13 protein-coding genes and 1 pseudogene are annotated in these 16542 nt (G+C 72.4%); 9 read left to right on the plus strand and 5 right to left on the minus strand.

Annotated features, from left to right (window positions below):
• Window positions 1–5 precede the first annotated feature (5 nt).
• The 5 genes from ACQP0N_RS07155 to ACQP0N_RS07175 form a co-directional block, all read right to left on the minus strand.
• Entirely contained in the window at window positions 6–527 is a 522-nt protein-coding gene (locus ACQP0N_RS07155) for a DinB family protein (RefSeq protein WP_433118581.1), read from the minus strand.
• A gap of 45 nt (window positions 528–572) precedes the next feature.
• On the minus strand, window positions 573–1067 hold the full coding sequence (locus tag ACQP0N_RS07160) for a universal stress protein (RefSeq protein ID WP_433118583.1): 495 nt from the start codon (window positions 1065–1067) through the stop codon (window positions 573–575).
• A gap of 9 nt (window positions 1068–1076) precedes the next feature.
• Window positions 1077–2687: an MDR family MFS transporter gene (locus ACQP0N_RS07165; protein WP_433118585.1), complete on the minus strand. Its 1611-nt coding sequence runs from the start codon at window positions 2685–2687 to the stop codon at window positions 1077–1079.
• Window positions 2688–2770: 83 nt separating this feature from the next.
• A complete protein-coding gene (locus tag ACQP0N_RS07170; RefSeq protein ID WP_433118587.1) occupies window positions 2771–3211 on the minus strand; it encodes a MarR family winged helix-turn-helix transcriptional regulator in 441 nt (146 codons plus the stop codon).
• A 26-nt stretch (window positions 3212–3237) separates the two neighbouring features.
• Window positions 3238–4950 (minus strand): alkaline phosphatase D family protein, encoded by a 1713-nt coding sequence (locus ACQP0N_RS07175; protein WP_433118589.1) that lies wholly within the window; start codon window positions 4948–4950, stop codon window positions 3238–3240.
• An 83-nt stretch (window positions 4951–5033) separates the two neighbouring features.
• On the opposite strand from ACQP0N_RS07175, the gene ftsY reads away from it, so the two are divergent.
• The 9 genes and pseudogenes from ftsY to ACQP0N_RS07220 all read left to right on the plus strand — a co-directional run bounded on the left by ftsY (window position 5034) and on the right by ACQP0N_RS07220 (window position 16276).
• The gene (gene ftsY / locus ACQP0N_RS07180; protein ID WP_355051562.1) at window positions 5034–6215 is read left to right on the plus strand and encodes a signal recognition particle-docking protein FtsY; all 1182 of its coding nucleotides are present in this window, start codon (window positions 5034–5036) and stop codon (window positions 6213–6215) included.
• A 6-nt stretch (window positions 6216–6221) separates the two neighbouring features.
• Window positions 6222–7085 carry an aminoglycoside phosphotransferase family protein gene (locus tag ACQP0N_RS07185; RefSeq protein ID WP_355051563.1) on the plus strand — a complete coding sequence of 288 codons (864 nt, stop codon included), beginning with the start codon at window positions 6222–6224 and terminating at the stop codon, window positions 7083–7085.
• A gap of 275 nt (window positions 7086–7360) precedes the next feature.
• Complete coding sequence (locus ACQP0N_RS07190; RefSeq protein ID WP_433118592.1) at window positions 7361–8770, plus strand: ammonium transporter; 1410 nt, start codon at window positions 7361–7363, stop codon at window positions 8768–8770.
• Between the two features lie 25 nt (window positions 8771–8795).
• Window positions 8796–9134, plus strand: a complete 339-nt coding sequence (locus ACQP0N_RS07195) for a P-II family nitrogen regulator (protein ID WP_007456507.1) — start codon at window positions 8796–8798, stop codon at window positions 9132–9134.
• 16 nt (window positions 9135–9150) lie between these two features.
• Window positions 9151–11424: pseudogene (locus ACQP0N_RS07200) on the plus strand ([protein-PII] uridylyltransferase).
• A 168-nt stretch (window positions 11425–11592) separates the two neighbouring features.
• Window positions 11593–12783, plus strand: coding sequence for a sensor histidine kinase (locus tag ACQP0N_RS07205; RefSeq protein WP_433118594.1), 1191 nt, complete (start codon window positions 11593–11595; stop codon window positions 12781–12783).
• Complete coding sequence (locus ACQP0N_RS07210; RefSeq protein ID WP_355051567.1) at window positions 12780–13436, plus strand: response regulator transcription factor; 657 nt, start codon at window positions 12780–12782, stop codon at window positions 13434–13436. The genes ACQP0N_RS07205 and ACQP0N_RS07210 overlap by 4 nt, the downstream gene beginning before the upstream one ends.
• A 109-nt stretch (window positions 13437–13545) precedes the next feature.
• Complete coding sequence (ffh, locus tag ACQP0N_RS07215; RefSeq protein WP_433118596.1) at window positions 13546–15099, plus strand: signal recognition particle protein; 1554 nt, start codon at window positions 13546–13548, stop codon at window positions 15097–15099.
• Between the two features lie 97 nt (window positions 15100–15196).
• Window positions 15197–16276 carry an amidohydrolase family protein gene (locus ACQP0N_RS07220; RefSeq protein ID WP_433118598.1) on the plus strand — a complete coding sequence of 360 codons (1080 nt, stop codon included), beginning with the start codon at window positions 15197–15199 and terminating at the stop codon, window positions 16274–16276.
• Window positions 16277–16542: the final 266 nt, after the last annotated feature.

Raw genomic sequence — 16542 nt, forward strand, 5'->3', positions numbered from 1 at the left:
GGCGCTCACTCGCCGGTGACGCCGTCGATGCGTTCCCGGATCAGGTCGGCGTGGCCGTTGTGCCGGGCGTACTCCTCGATCATGTGCACGTACACCCAGCGCAGGTTGAAGGTGCGCTTCTTCGGGCCGACCTCGACGAACGTCTCGTCGAGGGAGTGCCCGGCGGCGGCCGCGCGGGCCAGTGCCACCTCCCGGTGGAAGGTGGCGAAGTCCGCCTCGGCGTCGGCGGCGCTCACGTCGTGGTCGGCGTCCGGGTTCTCGGGCGTGAAGTACGGGTAGTCGACCCGCTCGCCGGCGAAGCACTCCCGGAACCACCACGCCTCCACCTCGGCGAGGTGCCGGACAAGGCCGAGCAGGGTCAGCCCGGACGGCTCGACGCTCGGCGTGCGCAACTGCTCCTCGGTGAGACCCGCGCACTTGAGCAGCAGTGTCTGCCGGTGGTAGTCGAGCCAGCCGTCGAGCATCGTGCGCTCGTCGCCGACGTACGGTTCGGGGGTCCGGGCGATCTCCGGTGCGGTCCACGTCATGGCGCGCATCCTGCCCGGGGCGTGTGACACGACGCGACGGGTTATTCAGGGCACCACGACGACGGGCCAGTGCCCCTTGCGGACCAGTCGGGTGGCGACCGAGCCGACCAGCCGGTGGCCGGCCTGCTCGGACGCGCCCACCACCACCATGTCGGCCCGGAACTCGTCGGCCGCCGCGCACAGCTCGGCGTACGCGTCGCCGCGTCGGCACAGCAGCGTCACCGGAATGCCCAACTGCTCGGCCCCGCGTCGGCACTCCCGGCGCAGCTCGTCGGCCAGCTCGTCGTGGGTGCGCTGGACCGCGCCGGCGTCCATCCCGGGCACCAGGGAGGTGAGGCCGCTCGCCGAGCTGACGAACACCACCACGAGCGCGGCGCCCTGCCGGCGGGCCAGACCTGCGGCGTAGGAGCCGGCCCGCCCGGAGGTACGGGTGCCGTCGACGCCCACCATGATCACCCTCGGGCCGTCGGTGCCGCGCTCGAAGGGAAGCGAGTCGACCCGGGGGCCGTACTCCTCGCGGTCCGGTGCTCCCACGCCCATGGCTCTACCTCACCTCTGCTCGCCGGCGGGGACCGCGCCGGCGCCTACGACAGGAGTCGATTCCCGCTCGCCCTCACCGGAAACCGGGCCGGCGTTGTGCTGGCGCAGCGGCACTTCCTTGATGAAGAGCACGGCGATCAACGCGATCAGCGCGAACGGGGCGGCGGCCAGGAAGATGTCACCCGCGCCGTGGCCGTACGCGGCCTCCACCACCGCCCGCAGCGGACCGGGCAGGGTGTGCACGTCGGGCAGGGTGCCGCCGCTGCCGGAGCTGGACGCCGGGATGCCGAGCTGGGACAGTCCGTCGGCCGTGTAGTCCTTGACCTTGTGGGCGAGGACCGCGCCGAGGGCGGAGACGCCGATCGCGCCGCCCAGGCTGCGGAAGAACGCCACCACCGAGCTGGCCGCGCCGAGCTCGTGCGTGCCGACGGTGTTCTGCACGGCGAGGACGAGGTTCTGCATGGTGAGGCCCAGGCCGACGCCGACCAGCAGCATGTAGACGCTCAGCAGGGCGTAGCTGGTGTCCGCGCGCAGGGTGCCCATGAGCGCGAAGCCGACGGTGAGCAGCGCCGAACCGGCTACCAGGAAGCGCTTCCAGCGGCCGGTCTTCGTGATGATCCGTCCGCCCACGGTCGAGGCGACCAGCAGGCCGAGGATCATCGGCAGGGTCATCAGGCCGGCCATCGTCGGGGACTCGCCCCGGCTGATCTGGAAGTACTGTCCGAGGAAGATCGACGCGCCGAACAGGCCCACGCCCACCGCGACGCTGGCGACGACGGCGAGGGTGATCGTCCGGTTGCGGAACAGCCGCGGCGGGATCATCGGCTCGGCGGCGCGGGTCTCCACCCGGATGGCGAGCGCGCCGAGGAGCAGGGCGCCGAGGACCATGACGACGGTCTGCCAGGATGCCCAGGCGAACTGGTCGCCGGCCAGGGAGACCCAGATCAGCAGCACCGAGACCGCCGCCGTGATCAGGGTGGCGCCCCACCAGTCGATCTGCGCCCGGCGCTTGACCACCGGCAGGTGCAGGGTCTTCTGGAGCACGACCAGCGCGGCGATGGCGAACGGCACGCCGACGTAGAAGCACCAGCGCCAGCCGAGCCACGAGGTGTCGACGATCACGCCGCCGATCAGCGGTCCGCCGATGGTGCCGACGGCCATCACGGCGCCCAGATAGCCGCTGTAGCGGCCCCGCTCGCGCGGCGCGATGATCGTCGCCAGGATCACCTGGGCCAGGGCGGTGAGGCCACCGGCGCCGACGCCCTGGAGCACCCGGCACGCGATCAGCTCGCTGGTGCCCTGCGCGAGGCCGGCCAGCACCGAGCCCAGGACGTAGATGCCCAGGGCGAGTTGGACCAGTGTCTTCTTACTGGTCAGATCGGCCAGTTTGCCCCAAATTGGGGTGGTCGCGGTGGTCGCGAGCAGCGCCGAGGTGACCACCCAGGTGTAGGCGGACTGCCCGCCGTGCAGCTCCGTGATGATCCGCGGCAGCGCGTTCGAGACGACCGTGGAGGAGAGGATTGCGACGAACATGCCCAGCAGGAGTCCGGAGAGGGCCTCCAGGATCTGCCGGTGGGTCATGTCGACGGCGGGCGCTCGGGACGCTGTCGCCTGGCTCATCGTGTGGTGCCTCCAGCCCGTACGTATTGGTTGCCTCAAGCAACAACTTGCCCGGGGGTGGCGACATTCCCCGCCTCGGGGGGTCATCTCCAGGAATCGTTGAAGCGGCCGAGGAGCCGGGCGAACTCCTCCACATCCCGTGCCGGCCAGTCGTCGAGCGCGCGGAGGAATTCGCCCAACCGGGCGGACCGGGCGACGTCGAACCGTCGCTGCCCCTCCTCGGTGAGGCTGATCTGCGCCGCCCGCCGGTCACTCGCGTCGGGCTCACGGTGTACGAGGCCGAGCGCCTCCAGCCCGTTGATCTGCCGGCTGAGCGTCCCCTTGCCCACGCCGAGCCGCGCCGCCAGCTCGGTCAGCCGGATCGACCCGCTGCGCCGCAACCAGAGCAGCAGCCCGTAGGTGTTCGGTTCGAGGGTCGGGTGCACCTCGCGGGCGATCTCCCAGGAGACCGCCCGCCCGCGACGCAGCAGCGCGGTCAGCTCGTGCTCGACGGCCCGGATCGGCTCCGGCTGATGCTCGCTCACGGCCTAGAGAGTACGGCGAGGCCCGGTCACCCGTCGCCGGAGAGGCGGCGGCTCATCACCGGGCGTAGGTGCCCGTCACTGGTGGTGCCCTCGATCACCACGTCGGCCTGCCGGCCTTGGTGGGTCAGGGTGGCGACCGCGTTGCCGAAGTAGGGCCCGGCCAGCTTGCGCCAGCGCACCCCCGGCCGCCGGACGCCCGCCGAGCGGGCCAGCGCCCGGGTGGCCCCCGCCGGGCCCGACGACCAGCCCATCTTCATCAGCGGTCGGATGCCGGCCGGCACCTGGTTGTGGATCGGCGAGCAGGTGAGCTGGTGCACCGGCGTGACCACCGCGGGGTCGGCGAACCGGGCCCGGGCCACGTACGAGTGGTGCACGTCCCCGGAGAGCACGCTGATCGACGCCGGTGGGGCGTATGCCGGGCCGGCGCCGACCCGCGCGCCGGACGCCCTCGGCGTGCCGGTGCCGATCCGGGCGAACGTCTCACCGAGCGCCTCGAAGGACCGCCGGAACGCCGCCCAGTGCTCCAGGTCGAGAGCCCGGCGCAGCTTCTCGGCCGTCCGGGCCACCCACGGCCGGCGCGAGTCGGCCAGTTTCTCGTTCCACGCCTCGATGTGGTGGATGCCCTGGGGCAGCAGCCAGGGCAGCGAGGCGCCCACCACGAGGTGGTCGTAGACGCCGTGGGCCTGGTCCAGGAACCACGACCACTCACCCGGCGGCAGCATCGCCCGGCTGCCCGGCTCGAGCACCCGGCTGCACCGGTTGTCGAGCATGACCAACCGGGTACGCCCCAGGTCGAGCGCGTAGCTCCACTGGTACTGCACGGCCCGCCAGCGCTCGGTGTCGTGCGCCAGGTCGGCCTCCTGGTCGACCCGGTGCCCGAACTCGCGCAGCACGCCGGTGGCGTCCTCGGCGGCGACGACCTTGGCGTAGACCGGGTCGGCGGCGATCTCGTCCGGAGCGAGGTTGCCCAGGTGCTGGTAGACCCAGTACGAGGCCAGCCCGCTGCCGATCCGTTCGGCCCACCACGGCTGCTCGCGCATCTCGGCACGCCACGACGCCGAGGTGTTCCAGTCGTCGATGATCTCGTGATCGTCGAAGATCATCACACTGGGCACGGTGGAGAGCAGCCAGCGGATCTCCGGATCACGCCACGACTCCAGGTAGAGCTTCGTGTACTCGTCGAAGCTCACCACCTGGTCGGCCGGAGCGCCCTTCGGCCGCCGACGGCGTCGGCGCAGCAGCCGGCGCACGGTCGGTGAGGTGACATCGGCGTACACCTGATCACCGAGGAGCACCAGCAGGTCCGGCAGCGGGTTCGACTCCGGGTCCGCCATCGACCGCCGGGCATACGCGTCCAGGGCGTCCGGCGGGAGCTTGCGGGTGGTGGCGTGCTGGGTGGTCTCCCGACACGAACCGAAGATCAGGTTGACCGGCTGGTCCAGGTCGTCGACCGCCCGGGTACGGATGACGCTGGGCGGGAAGCCGCTGCTCTCCACGGGCCACACCAGCTCGTCGTCGACCAGCACCTCGTACGTCGTGGTGCTGTCCGGGGTGAGGCCCTCCACCACGACGAGGGCGTAGTGGTGGTCGTACGCCGAGAAGGTGGGCGCGGTGCCGGTGGCGCCGTCGGCGGTGCGGACGGTGACCACGGCGGGCGCGGCGGTCTCCACCCAGATCGTCGCCCGGGTGTCGACCACTCGCCGCAGAAGTGGGCCGATCAGGAGGTGTGCGGCGGGCATGACGCGAGCCTACCGCCGGTTTCCGGACACCGGCCGGGTGCGGTGGCTGGGACGCCGTCGCCGGCATCTGACAGGATTCCGGCATGGCCGAATATCTCGTCCTCGCTCTGGTCCTGCTCGGTGTGCTGATCGCCGGCACAGTCGGGCTGGTCGTGCCCCGTCTGCGGCGGCGGCCCGAGCCTCCGCTTCCGCGCACCGAGGTCGACACCCGGGCCGAAGAGGATCTCGCCGGTCCGCCGGTCGAGGCACCGGAGTCCGATCTGTCCACCGGTGTCCTGGTCGAGCCGCCGCCGGTGCTCGAACCGCAGGTCGAGGTCCCCGAGCCGACCGCCGGGCGGCTGGTCCGGCTCCGCTCCCGCCTGTCGCGCTCGCAGAACGTGTTCGGCAAGGGCCTGCTCGGCCTGCTCGCCCGCGACCACCTCGACGAGGACGTCTGGGAGGAGATCGAGGACAGCCTGATCACCGCCGACGTCGGCGTCGACGCGACCCGCGACATCGTCGACCGGCTGCGCGAGCAGACCCGCGTGCTGGGCACCCGCTCGGCCGGTGAGCTGCGCGCGCTGCTCGCCGCCGAGCTGGTCAACGCCCTCGACCCGAGCATGGACCGTTCGCTGCGCACCGCCCCCAAGGACGGCGTGCCGGCGGTCGTGCTGGTGGTCGGCGTCAACGGCGCCGGCAAGACCACCACGTGCGGCAAGGTCGCCCGGGTGCTGGTCGCCGACGGCCGTACCGTGCTGCTCGGCGCCGCCGACACCTTCCGCGCCGCCGCCGCCGACCAGTTGCAGACCTGGGGCGAACGGGTCGGCGCGGAGACCGTGCGGGGCCCCGAGGCGGCCGACCCGGCCAGCGTGGCCTTCGACGCCGTCAAGCGGGGCATCGACACCGGCGTGGACACGGTGCTCATCGACACCGCCGGTCGCCTACAGAACAAGGTCGGCCTGATGGACGAGCTGGGCAAGGTCAAACGCGTCGTGGAGAAGCAGGGCCCGATCGACGAGACGCTGCTCATCCTCGACGCCACGACCGGCCAGAACGGTCTGGAGCAGGCCCGGGTCTTCACCGAGGTGGTCAACGTGACCGGCGTGGTGCTGACCAAGCTCGACGGCACCGCCAAGGGCGGCATCGTGATCGCCGTTCAGCGCAAGCTCGGCATCCCCGTCAAGCTCGTCGGCCTCGGTGAGGGCAAGGACGACCTCGCGCCGTTCGACCCGGCGCAGTTCGTCGACGCGCTGCTGGGCACCGAGCCCGCTGGACGGGACGCGTAGTCTCGGGTGACCAGTGACGATCGCGCGTACGCGGGCTGGCGTGATCCCGGCCATTCCTCGCAGCGCCTCGGGAGACCGTACGTGACTTCGCAGGAGATCCCGCTGCACGGCGGGAACGTGAGCACCGTGGTCCGGGTCGGCGACACGGTCCGTCGCAATGCCGGGCCGTGGACCCCGTCCGTGCACGCCCTGCTCCGGCACCTGGAGTACGTCGGCTTCACCGGCGCTCCCCGGGCGCTCGGGATGGACGAACGCAACCGTGAGGTGCTGTCGTACCTGGAGGGGGAGTGCGGGGAGTACCCGCTCGCCCCGCACTGGGTGACCGACGAGGCGCTGGTCACCGTCGCCACCATGCTGCGGATGTTCCACGACGCGCAGTACGGCTTCGCCCCGCCGGCCGGGGCCGTCTGGCGCTCGTTCGGCCCTCCGCCGCCGGACACCGAGGTGATCTGCCACCACGACGCCGCCCCGCACAACGTGATCTGGCGTCCGGACGGCACCCTCGGGCTGATCGACTTCGACCTCGCCTCGCCCGGCGCGCGGATCTACGACGTGGCGTACGCGGCGTGGACGTGGGTGCCGATCTTCGCCGACCGGGACTCGATCACCCTGGGCTGGAAGCACCCGGACCGGCCGCGCCGGCTCCGTCTGTTCGCCGACGCGTACGGGTTGATCCCGCGGGACCGGCACCGACTGATCCGCACCATCCGCAAGCGGATCGTGGACCACGTCGAGGGCATCCGCCGGATGGCCGCCGCCGGCGAGCCGGCGTTCGTCCGGATCGTGCACAAGGGGCACCTGCGGCGTCCGATGCGCGATCTGCGGCTGCTCGACTACGAGCGGCACGCTCTGGAGAACGCCCTCCGCTGAGCGCGAACCGGTCGATGCTCGGCCGGGCCCGTCAAGCGGACCGGTCGATGGGCCTGGCCGGTCAGCCATCGACGTACGCCGTCCGAACGATCCACCATTGTCCATGCTGCCGACTGTGCGGACTCCGTGACACGTACGAAACAACCCGTCACGAATTGGAAACCCGCACGGGACCCTGGGTGAAACAGCCGGCAACAAAGCTTCCGCGCAACCGGCCTACGGGCGACGCTGCCCCGGAAAGCCGCGAAGGAGGACTTCACCTTTAGGAGGCCAGCGTGCCTGAAGCACCGACGATCGACGGCGCCAATACTACGTGGCTGCTGGTTTCGACCGCGCTCGTGCTGCTCATGACCCCGGGACTGGCGCTGTTCTACGGCGGCCTCAACCGGGCCAAGGGCGTACTCAACATGATGATGATGAGCTTCTCCGCCATCGGGCTCATCTCTATTCTGTGGTGGTTTTACGGCTTCAGCGTCGCCTTCGGGACCGACGTGAACGGCTTCTGGGGCGACCCGGGCGCGTACCTGGGCACCAAGACCTTCCTCGCCGAGACCGACCTGTGGGGCGCCACGACGGAGAACCCCAGCGGCATCGGCATCCCGCTCTACGTGTTCATGGCCTTCCAGATGGTCTTCGCCGTGATCACCGTCGCGCTGATCAGCGGCGCCATCGCCGACCGGGCCAAGTTCGCCGGCTGGCTGCTGTTCGCGTTCGGCTGGGCCACCCTGGTCTACTTCCCGGTCGCCCACTGGGTGTGGGGCGGCGGCATCATCGGCGGTGACATCCACGCGCTGGACTTCGCCGGCGGTACCGCGGTGCACATCAACGCCGGTGCGGCGGCCCTGGCTGTGGCCCTGGTGCTCGGCAAGCGTCTCGGCTGGCCCCGCGAGGGCATGAAGCCGCACAACATCCCGCTCGTCGCGCTCGGCGCCGGTCTGCTGTGGTTCGGATGGTTCGGGTTCAACGCCGGTTCGGAGCTGACCGTCGACGGGGTCGCCGGTCTCGCCTTCATCAACACCCAGCTCGCCACCGCTGCCGCGGTGCTCGGCTGGATCGCGGTCGAGTGGATCAAGGACCGTAAGCCGACGATGGTCGGCGCCTCGTCCGGCGCCATCGCCGGCCTGGTCGCCATCACCCCGGCCTGTGGCTTCATCGCCCCGTGGGCGTCCGTCCTGCTCGGCATCGTCGCCGGCATCGTGTGCGCCCTCGCCGTCAGCCTGAAGTACAAGCTGGGCTACGACGACTCGCTCGACGTGGTCGGCGTGCACTTCGTCGGTGGCTGGATCGGCTCGCTCTGGCTCGGCCTGTTCGCCACCAACTCGGTCAACGCCGCGATCAGCGACGTGGTCGGCGCGTCCGACGGCCTGTTCTACGGTGGCGGCGTGACCCAGCTCGGCCGGCAGGCCCTGGCCGGTCTGATCGTCACCGCGTGGTCGTTCGGCATCGCCTGGGTGCTCGCCTTCGTCATCGAGAAGACGATCGGCTTCCGCGTCAAGAACGAGGCCGAGGTCGAGGGCATCGACATCGCCGAGCACGCCGAGAGCAGCTACGACCTGTCCCCGTCCGGTGGCGGCACGGGCGGCGCGTTCGCGATGGCCGGCATCGGCACCCCCGGCGGCGCGTCGAGCACCGCCGCTCCCGAGACCGAGTCCACCGAGCCGGTCAGCGCCAAGGTCGCCGGTTAACGTTCCTTAGATGGAGGGGTTGGACATGAAGCTGGTGACCGCGGTCATCAAGCCGTACCAGCTGGACGCGGTGAAGGAGGCTCTGCACGCCCTGGGCGTGGCCGGGCTGACCGTCAGTGAGGTCCAGGGGTACGGACGGCAGAAGGGGCACACCGAGGTCTACCGGGGTGCCGAGTACACGGTCGAGTTCCTGCCCAAGATCCGGGTCGAGGTGCTCACCGACGAGATCGACGTGGAAAAGATCGTGGACGCCATCGTCGGCGCCGCCCGTACGGGCAAGATCGGCGACGGCAAGGTCTGGGTCACCGGTGTCGAGGAGGTCGTCCGGGTGCGTACCGGCGAGCGCGGCCTCGACGCCCTCTGATCCGGATCGCGACGACATGACCTCGTTGATCAAGAAGAACGCGTCAGGCAACGCCGAGAACGGTGACGCGAACCTCTTGATCAACGAGGTCGTCGGCGTACCCGGGGGGATCGGGGAGGCCGCCCGGGTGGGGCGGGCGGCCGCGTACGACGAGTTCCTGCGGGGGCTGCTGCCCGCGCGCGACGGTGTCGCGCTGATGGCCGTCGGGGGCCTGGGGCGGCGGCAGTGCGCCCCCTACGGCGACCTCGACCTGGTGCTGCTGCACGCCGGGGTGCCCGGCACGGACGAGTTGGCCGCCAAGGTCTGGTACCCGATCTGGGACGCCGGACTGCGCCTCGACCACTCTGTACGGACCGTCTCCGAGGCCCTTTCGGTGGCCCAGGACGACGTCAAGGTCGCCCTCGGGCTGCTCGACGCCCGCCTGGTGGCCGGTGACCAGACCCTCGCCGAGGCCCTGACCCGCACCGCCGCCGACCACTGGCGACGGACCGCCGTGCGGCAGCTCCCGGGTCTGCGTGAGATCACCGTCGCCCGTTGGCAGGCGCACGGCGAGCTGGCCTTCCTCCTGGAAGGCGATCTCAAGGAGGCCGCTGGCGGGCTGCGCGACGTGGGGTTGCTGCGCGCGATCTCCGCCGCCGGCATCACCGACGCGCTGCGCCCCGCCGTCCGCGCCGCCCACCTGCGGCTGCTGGACACGCGCGACGCCCTGCACCAGCAGGTCGGCCGCCGCGTCGACCGACTGGTCGCCCAGGAACGCGACGGCGTCGCCGCGCTGCTCGGCCTGGAAGACGGCGACGCCCTCCTGCGGCGGGTGGCCGGGGACGCGCGCACGGTCAGCCACGCCCTCGACGACGCCTTCCGCGCGGCCGACCGGCTGCGCTCGGGCCGTTCCCGGGGTGGGAACGGCGCTCCCGTGCGCCGGCCCGTGGCCCGGGACGTGGTCGAGCACGACGGGGAGTTGGTGCTGGCCCGGACGGCGATCGGCGCACGTCCCGACCCGAGCCTGTCCCTGCGCGTGGCCGCCGCGGCGGCCACCACCCGGCTGCCGATCGCGCGGGCCACCTGCGAGTGGCTGGCCGCGTACTGCCCTCCGCTGCCCGCGCCCTGGCCGGCCGAGGCCCGGGCCGCGCTCACCACGCTGCTGGGCGCCGGTCCCGGTCTGGTGCCGGCCTGGGAAACCTGTGACAGGTACGGGCTGGTGGACGGCTGGCTGCCCGAGTGGACCCGGCTGCGCAGCCTGCCCCAGCACAACCCCGTGCACCGCTACACCCTCGACCGGCACCTCGTGCAGGCCGCCCACGAGGCCAGCCGGCACGCCCGCGAGGTGGACCGTCCCGACCTGCTGCTGCTCGGCGCCCTGCTGCACGACATCGGCAAGGGCCTGCCCGGCGACCACAGCACCGTCGGGGTGCCGCTCGCCGAGACGGTGGCGACCCGCGTCGGGCTGCCCGCCCCGGAGGTGGCGCTGATCGGCACGCTCGTCCGGCTGCACCTGCTCCTGCCGGACGTGGCCACCCGGCGGGACCTCGCCGACCCGGTGACCATCGCGTCGGTCGCCGGGGCGGTGGGCGACACCGGCACGCTCGATCTGCTGCACGCCCTCGTCCGCGCCGACGCCGCCGCCACCGGCCCGGCCGCCTGGTCGGACTGGAAGGGCCGACTCGTCGCCGAACTGGTCGCCCGCGTCCGTACCGCCCTGGACACCGGCGTGCTGCCCGAGCCCCGGCCCCGGACCCGGCGCTGCTGGCCGGGCCGCTGCCGGTCGTACACCTCACCGGAGACCGGGTGGCGGTGGCCGCCGCCGACCGGCGGGGACTGCTCGCCACGGTGGCCGGCTGCCTCGCCCTGCACCGACTGGAGGTGCTCTCCGCCGACGCCTCCGTGGTCGACGGCCGAGCGCTCGTCGAGTGCCGGGTGCAACCCCGCTACGGCCTACCGGCCGACCCGGTCCCGCTCCGCGCCGATCTGCGCCGCGCGGTCGCCGGCGACGTGTCCGTCACCCAACGGCTGCGGGGTCGTGCGCTCGCCGCCCGGGGCAGCGGCGCCGCCCCGGGTCGTCTGGCACCGCGAGGCGGCCACCGACGCCGTCCTGCTCGAACTTCGCGCGGCCGACGCCGCCGGGCTGCTGTACCGGGTGGCCGGCGCGCTCGACGAGGCGGGCGCGTTGGTCCGGGCCGCACGGATCTCGACCCTCGGCGCGGACGTCGTCGACGCCTTCTACCTCGTGGGCGGCTGGCCGGACGACGCCACCCGGGCCCGCCTGGAGGCCGCCGTCCTCGCCGCCGTCTGACCGGGTAATTCGGCGTGATCGACGCGAGTTCGCCGAGATGGGGGCATCAACCCACCCCGGATACCCCGACTTCGGCGATCTGGAGTCGACGGGTACGTCCGGGAGCGTAGCCGCGGTGCCGCTTGCGGACGCACGCCCGGTGGCGTTCGCGCGGGCAGAATGACGGCCATGCGATGGACCAGGTGGCGGGGGGCGGCGGTCGACGCCGTACTCGTCCTGGCGCTGCTCGTGTTCGGGCTGCTCGCCACCGACCTGGCCGGGGACAACCAGCCGGGTTCGATGCCGGTTGACGCCCTCTGCCGGACGCTTATCGCACTCGCCGCGCTCGCCCTGCTGCTTCGACGGCGTGCTCCCGTGGCGACCCTCGCCGTGGTCAGCGTGGCCACCTCGACGTACCTGGTGCTCGGCTACCCGTACGGGCCGATTCTGCTCGCGTTCCTGCTCGCGGTGTACACCGTGGCGGTGGGACTGCCGGTGCGTCCGGCGGCGCTCGCCAGCAGCGGCGCGTTCGTGGTGCTGCTGGCGCATGTCTTCGCCTCGCGCGGCCCCGCGCCGGGCTGGACCGGAGTGCTCCCCGCGTCGGCCTGGGTGGTCGTACCGTTCGCGGTGGGTGTGGTGGTGCGGGTCAGCCGGGAGGCGGCCTCCCGTACCCGAGCCGAGGAGGCCCGTGAGCGCGCCGAGCAGGGTCGGCGGCAGGCCGACGAGGAGCGGCTGCGCATCGCCCAGGAGGTGCACGACGTGGTGGGGCACGGGTTGGCCGCGATCAGCATGCAGGCGGACATCGCCCTGCACCTGCTGCCGAAACGGCCGGAGCAGGCGGAGATCGCGCTGACCGCCATCAGCCGCACCAGCCGGGAGGCGCTTGACGAGCTGCGGGTCACGTTGGGTGCGGTGCGGCGGGGCGCGGGGCGTGAGCCCGTGCCCGGTCTGGCGCGGCTCCCCGCACTGCGCGACCGCCTGGCGGGTGCCGGTCTCGCCGTCGACCTGCGCCTGGCCGGTGTCCCGCGGGAGTTGCCGGCGGCGGTCGACCTGGCGGCGTACCGGGTGGTGCAGGAGGCGTTGACGAACGTGCTGCGGCACGCCGGGGTGGCGCATGCCGAGGTGACCGTGGCCTACCGGGCCGACGAGGTGACCGTCGAGGTCACCGATCGGGGCGTCGGCGCCGCCGGTCGGTTCGACGCGGCCGACGAACCCGAGCTGCCCGCCGGCCTCGCCGACGGTCACGGCCAGGCGGAGGGACATGGGCTGGCCGGCATGCGGGAGCGGGTGGCGGCGCTGGGCGGGCAGTTGACGGTCGGACCGCGTCCGGCGGGCGGGTTCCGCGTGTGGGCCCGGCTGCCGGTGGAGCCGTCCCCGTGATCCGGGTGCTGATCGCCGACGACCAGGACCTGGTCCGCCTCGGGCTGCGCGCGCTGGTGGAGAGCGAGGACGACCTGGCGCTCGCCGGTGAGGCCGCCGACGGGTTACGGGCGGTCGAGCTGGCCCGGCGGGAGCGGCCGGACGTCGTCCTGATGGACATCCGGATGCCGGGCATCGACGGGATCGAGGCGACCCGGCGGATCGTCGCCGATCCCGACCTGACCGGTACGCGGGTGGTGGTGCTCACGACCTTCGAGCTGGACGAGTACGTCTTCGACGCGCTGCGCCACGGCGCGAGCGGATTCCTCACCAAGGACACCCGGCCGCCGGAGCTGCTGCGCGCGATCCGGCTGGTCGCCGAGGGGGAGGCGCTGCTGTCGCCGTCGGTGACCCGCCGGGTGGTGCGGGAGTTCGCCAACCGGCCGTCGCGGGCACCCCGTCCGCACCCCCGACTGGACACGCTCACCGACCGGGAACGCCAGGTGGTTGGCCTGGTCGGGGAGGGACTGAACAACGAGGAGATCGCCGCCCGGTTGGTGGTCAGCCCGGCGACCGCCCGGACACACGTCAGCCGGGCGATGGGCAAGCTGGCAGCCCGGGACCGGGCCCAGCTCGTCGTCTTCGCGTACCAATCGGGCTTGGTCTCGGGGTGAGGGCGGGCCGCCAGCGGCCGTGCGGCCGGGCGGCTACCCTAGCGGTGGCCGGACTCCGCAGTGCCGGCCGCGTTGTGCCCGCCGGAACACTGACAAACGGGATGTTCGCGTGTTTGACACCTTGAGTGACCGCCTGTCCGGGATCTTCACCAAGCTCCGCGGCAAGGGACGGCTCACCGACGCCGACATCGACGCCACCGCGCGCGAGATCCGCCTCGCGCTGCTGGAGGCGGACGTTGCGCTGCCGGTGGTCAAGGGCTTCATCGCGGCCGTCAAGGAGCGCGCCCGCAGCGCCGAGGTCTCCCAGGCGCTGAACCCGGCCCAGCAGATCATCAAGATCGTCAACGAAGAGCTGATCAAGGTGCTCGGCGGTGAGGGGCGACGGCTCCAGTTCGCCAAGCAACCGCCCACGGTGATCATGCTGGCCGGCCTCCAGGGTTCCGGTAAGACCACCCTCGCCGGCAAGCTGGCCCGCTGGCTCAAGGGCCAGGGGCACCAGCCGCTGCTGGTCGCCGCCGACCTCCAGCGCCCCAACGCCGTCGGGCAGCTCCAGGTGCTCGGTGGTCGGGCCGGGGTCGAGGTGTACGCCCCGGAGCCCGGCAACGGCACCGGCGACCCGGTGCAGGTGGCCCGCGCGTCGATCGAGCACGCCAAGCGCGCCGCCCGCGACATCGTCATCGTCGACACCGCCGGTCGACTCGGTATCGACGCCGAGATGATGCAGCAGGCGGCCGACATCCGCGACGCCGTCTCGCCGGACGAGGTCATCTTCGTCATCGACGCGATGGTCGGTCAGGACGCCGTCCGCACCGCCGAGGCGTTCCGCGACGGCGTCGGCATCACCGGTGTCGTGCTCTCGAAGCTCGACGGCGACGCCCGTGGTGGTGCCGCGCTGTCGGTTCGCGAGGTCACCGGGCAGCCGATCCTCTTCGCGTCCACCGGTGAGAAGTTGGAGGACTTCGACGTCTTCCACCCCGACCGGATGGCCAGCCGGATCCTCGGCATGGGCGACGTCCTCACTCTGATCGAGCAGGCCGAGCAGGCCTTCGACTCCGATCAGAAGGAGAAGATGACCGCGAAGCTGATGGGCGGCGAGCAGTTCACGCTCGACGACTTCCTCGACCAGCTCATCGCGGTACGGCGGATGGGCCCGATCGCCAACGTGCTGGCCATGATGCCGGGCATGGGGCAGATGAAGGACCAGCTCGCCGAGCTGGACGACAGCCACTTCGACCGGGTCACCGCGATCATCCGGTCGATGACCCCGGGCGAGCGCAACAATCCGAAGATCATCAACGGCTCCCGCCGGGCGCGCATCGCCAACGGCTCCGGTGTCACCGTCATGGACGTCAACCAGCTGCTCAACCGCTTCGCCGACGCGCAGAAGATGATGAAGCAGATGGGCGGCATGATGGGCCTCCCCGGCGGCGGCCGGCGCAAGGCCACCAAGAGCCCGAAGAACAAGCGCAAGGGCACCAAGGGCGGCGGTCGTCCGCGTACCGGCGCCGGCATGCCGGCCGGCTTCCCCGGTGGCATGCCGCAGCTCCCGCCGGGGATGGACCCGAACGATCTCGCCGCCGGCCAGGGCCTGCCGCCCGGTTTCAAGCTTCCGAAGATCGACTTCAACAAGCTCGGCAAGGGTGGCGACAAGGGCCCGCGCTGACGCGTGCCGGTGACGACGGGCGACTGATCCGGCGCTGACCAGCCGGAAGAACGACCTGCTCGCCCCCGACGGGGAGTGATCGGGTAGGACTGTGCGCATGGCCCTTCATGTGCGCGGCGTGCTGCTCCCCGACGACGAGGTCCGGGACCTCTGGCTGGTCGGCGACCGGGTGACCTTCACCCCGGTACCCGACGCGGAGACCGTCGTCGACGGCGGGTTCGTGCTGCCGGGGCTGGTCGACGCGCACTGCCACCTCGGCATCGCCCGAGGTGGGGCCCCGATCACCTCGCTCGGCCAGGCCCGCGAGCTGGCCCACGTCGACCGGGACGCCGGGGTGCTGGCGATCCGCGACGCCGGCTCGCCGTACCCGTACCCCGAGCTGGACGACGAACCCGACCTGCCGCGACTGGCCCGCGCGGGCCGGCACGTCGCCCCGCCGAAGCGCTACCTGCGGGACATCGGCGTCGAGGTCGACGCCGCCGATGTGGCCGCGACGGTGGCCGCCCAGGCGAAGGCCGGCAACGGCTGGGTCAAGCTGGTCGGCGACTGGATCGACCGGGGCGTGGGCGACCTCGCGCCGGCCTGGGACGCGGACACCCTCACCGCCGCCGTGCGGGCCGCGCACGACGCCGGGGTACGCGCCGCGGTGCACACCTTCTCCGAGTCCGCCGTCGAGATCATGGTGCGCGCCGGTGTGGACTCGGTCGAGCACGGCACCGGCCTGAGCCTCGACCTGATCGACGAGATGGCCCGCCAGGGCACGGCGCTCGTCCCCACAATGATCAACATCGCGACCTTCGGCGGAATCGCCGAGCAGGCGCGAGCCAAGTTCCCCGGGTACGCCGAACACATGCTCGCGCTGCGCGACCGCTTCCCGGAGGTGGTGCGGGCCGCCCACGAGGCGGGCGTGCCGATCTACGTGGGCACGGACGCCGGCGGTGGCATCGACCACGGGCTGGCCGCCGAAGAAATGCTGCTACTGCACGAGCGGGCCGGCATGCCGGCCGAGGACGTACTCGCCGCCGCCTCCTGGGGCGCCCGGGAGTGGCTCGGCTTTCCGGGGCTGGTCGAAGGCGGTCTGGCCGACCTGACGGTCTACCCCGAGGACCCCCGCCGCGACCTGCGGGTCGTCCGTGCCCCGTCCCGCACGATCCTGCGCGGCCGAGTGGTGCGCTGACCCCTCCGCGCTGGCCCCTCCGCGCTGACCCCTCCGCGCTGGGCCTTGCGCGGTGGGCCGTCTCCGCGCTGGCCGCGCCGGGTCCGCGCTGGGTCTTGCGCGGTGGGCCGTCTCCGCGCTGGCCGCGCCGGGTCCGCGCTGGGTCTTGCGCGCTGGGCCGTGCTGGCCACTCCCTCGCACCGATCTGGACCGACCGGGCGGGGATCACGGGCGGGCCCAGACAGTCTGGGGCGCGCTGGGCCGCGCAAGATCGCGCTCGATCCAGG

The sequence above is a fragment of the Micromonospora sp. CA-246542 genome (assembly GCF_050942905.1).
Classification (GTDB): Bacteria; Actinomycetota; Actinomycetes; order Mycobacteriales; family Micromonosporaceae; genus Micromonospora.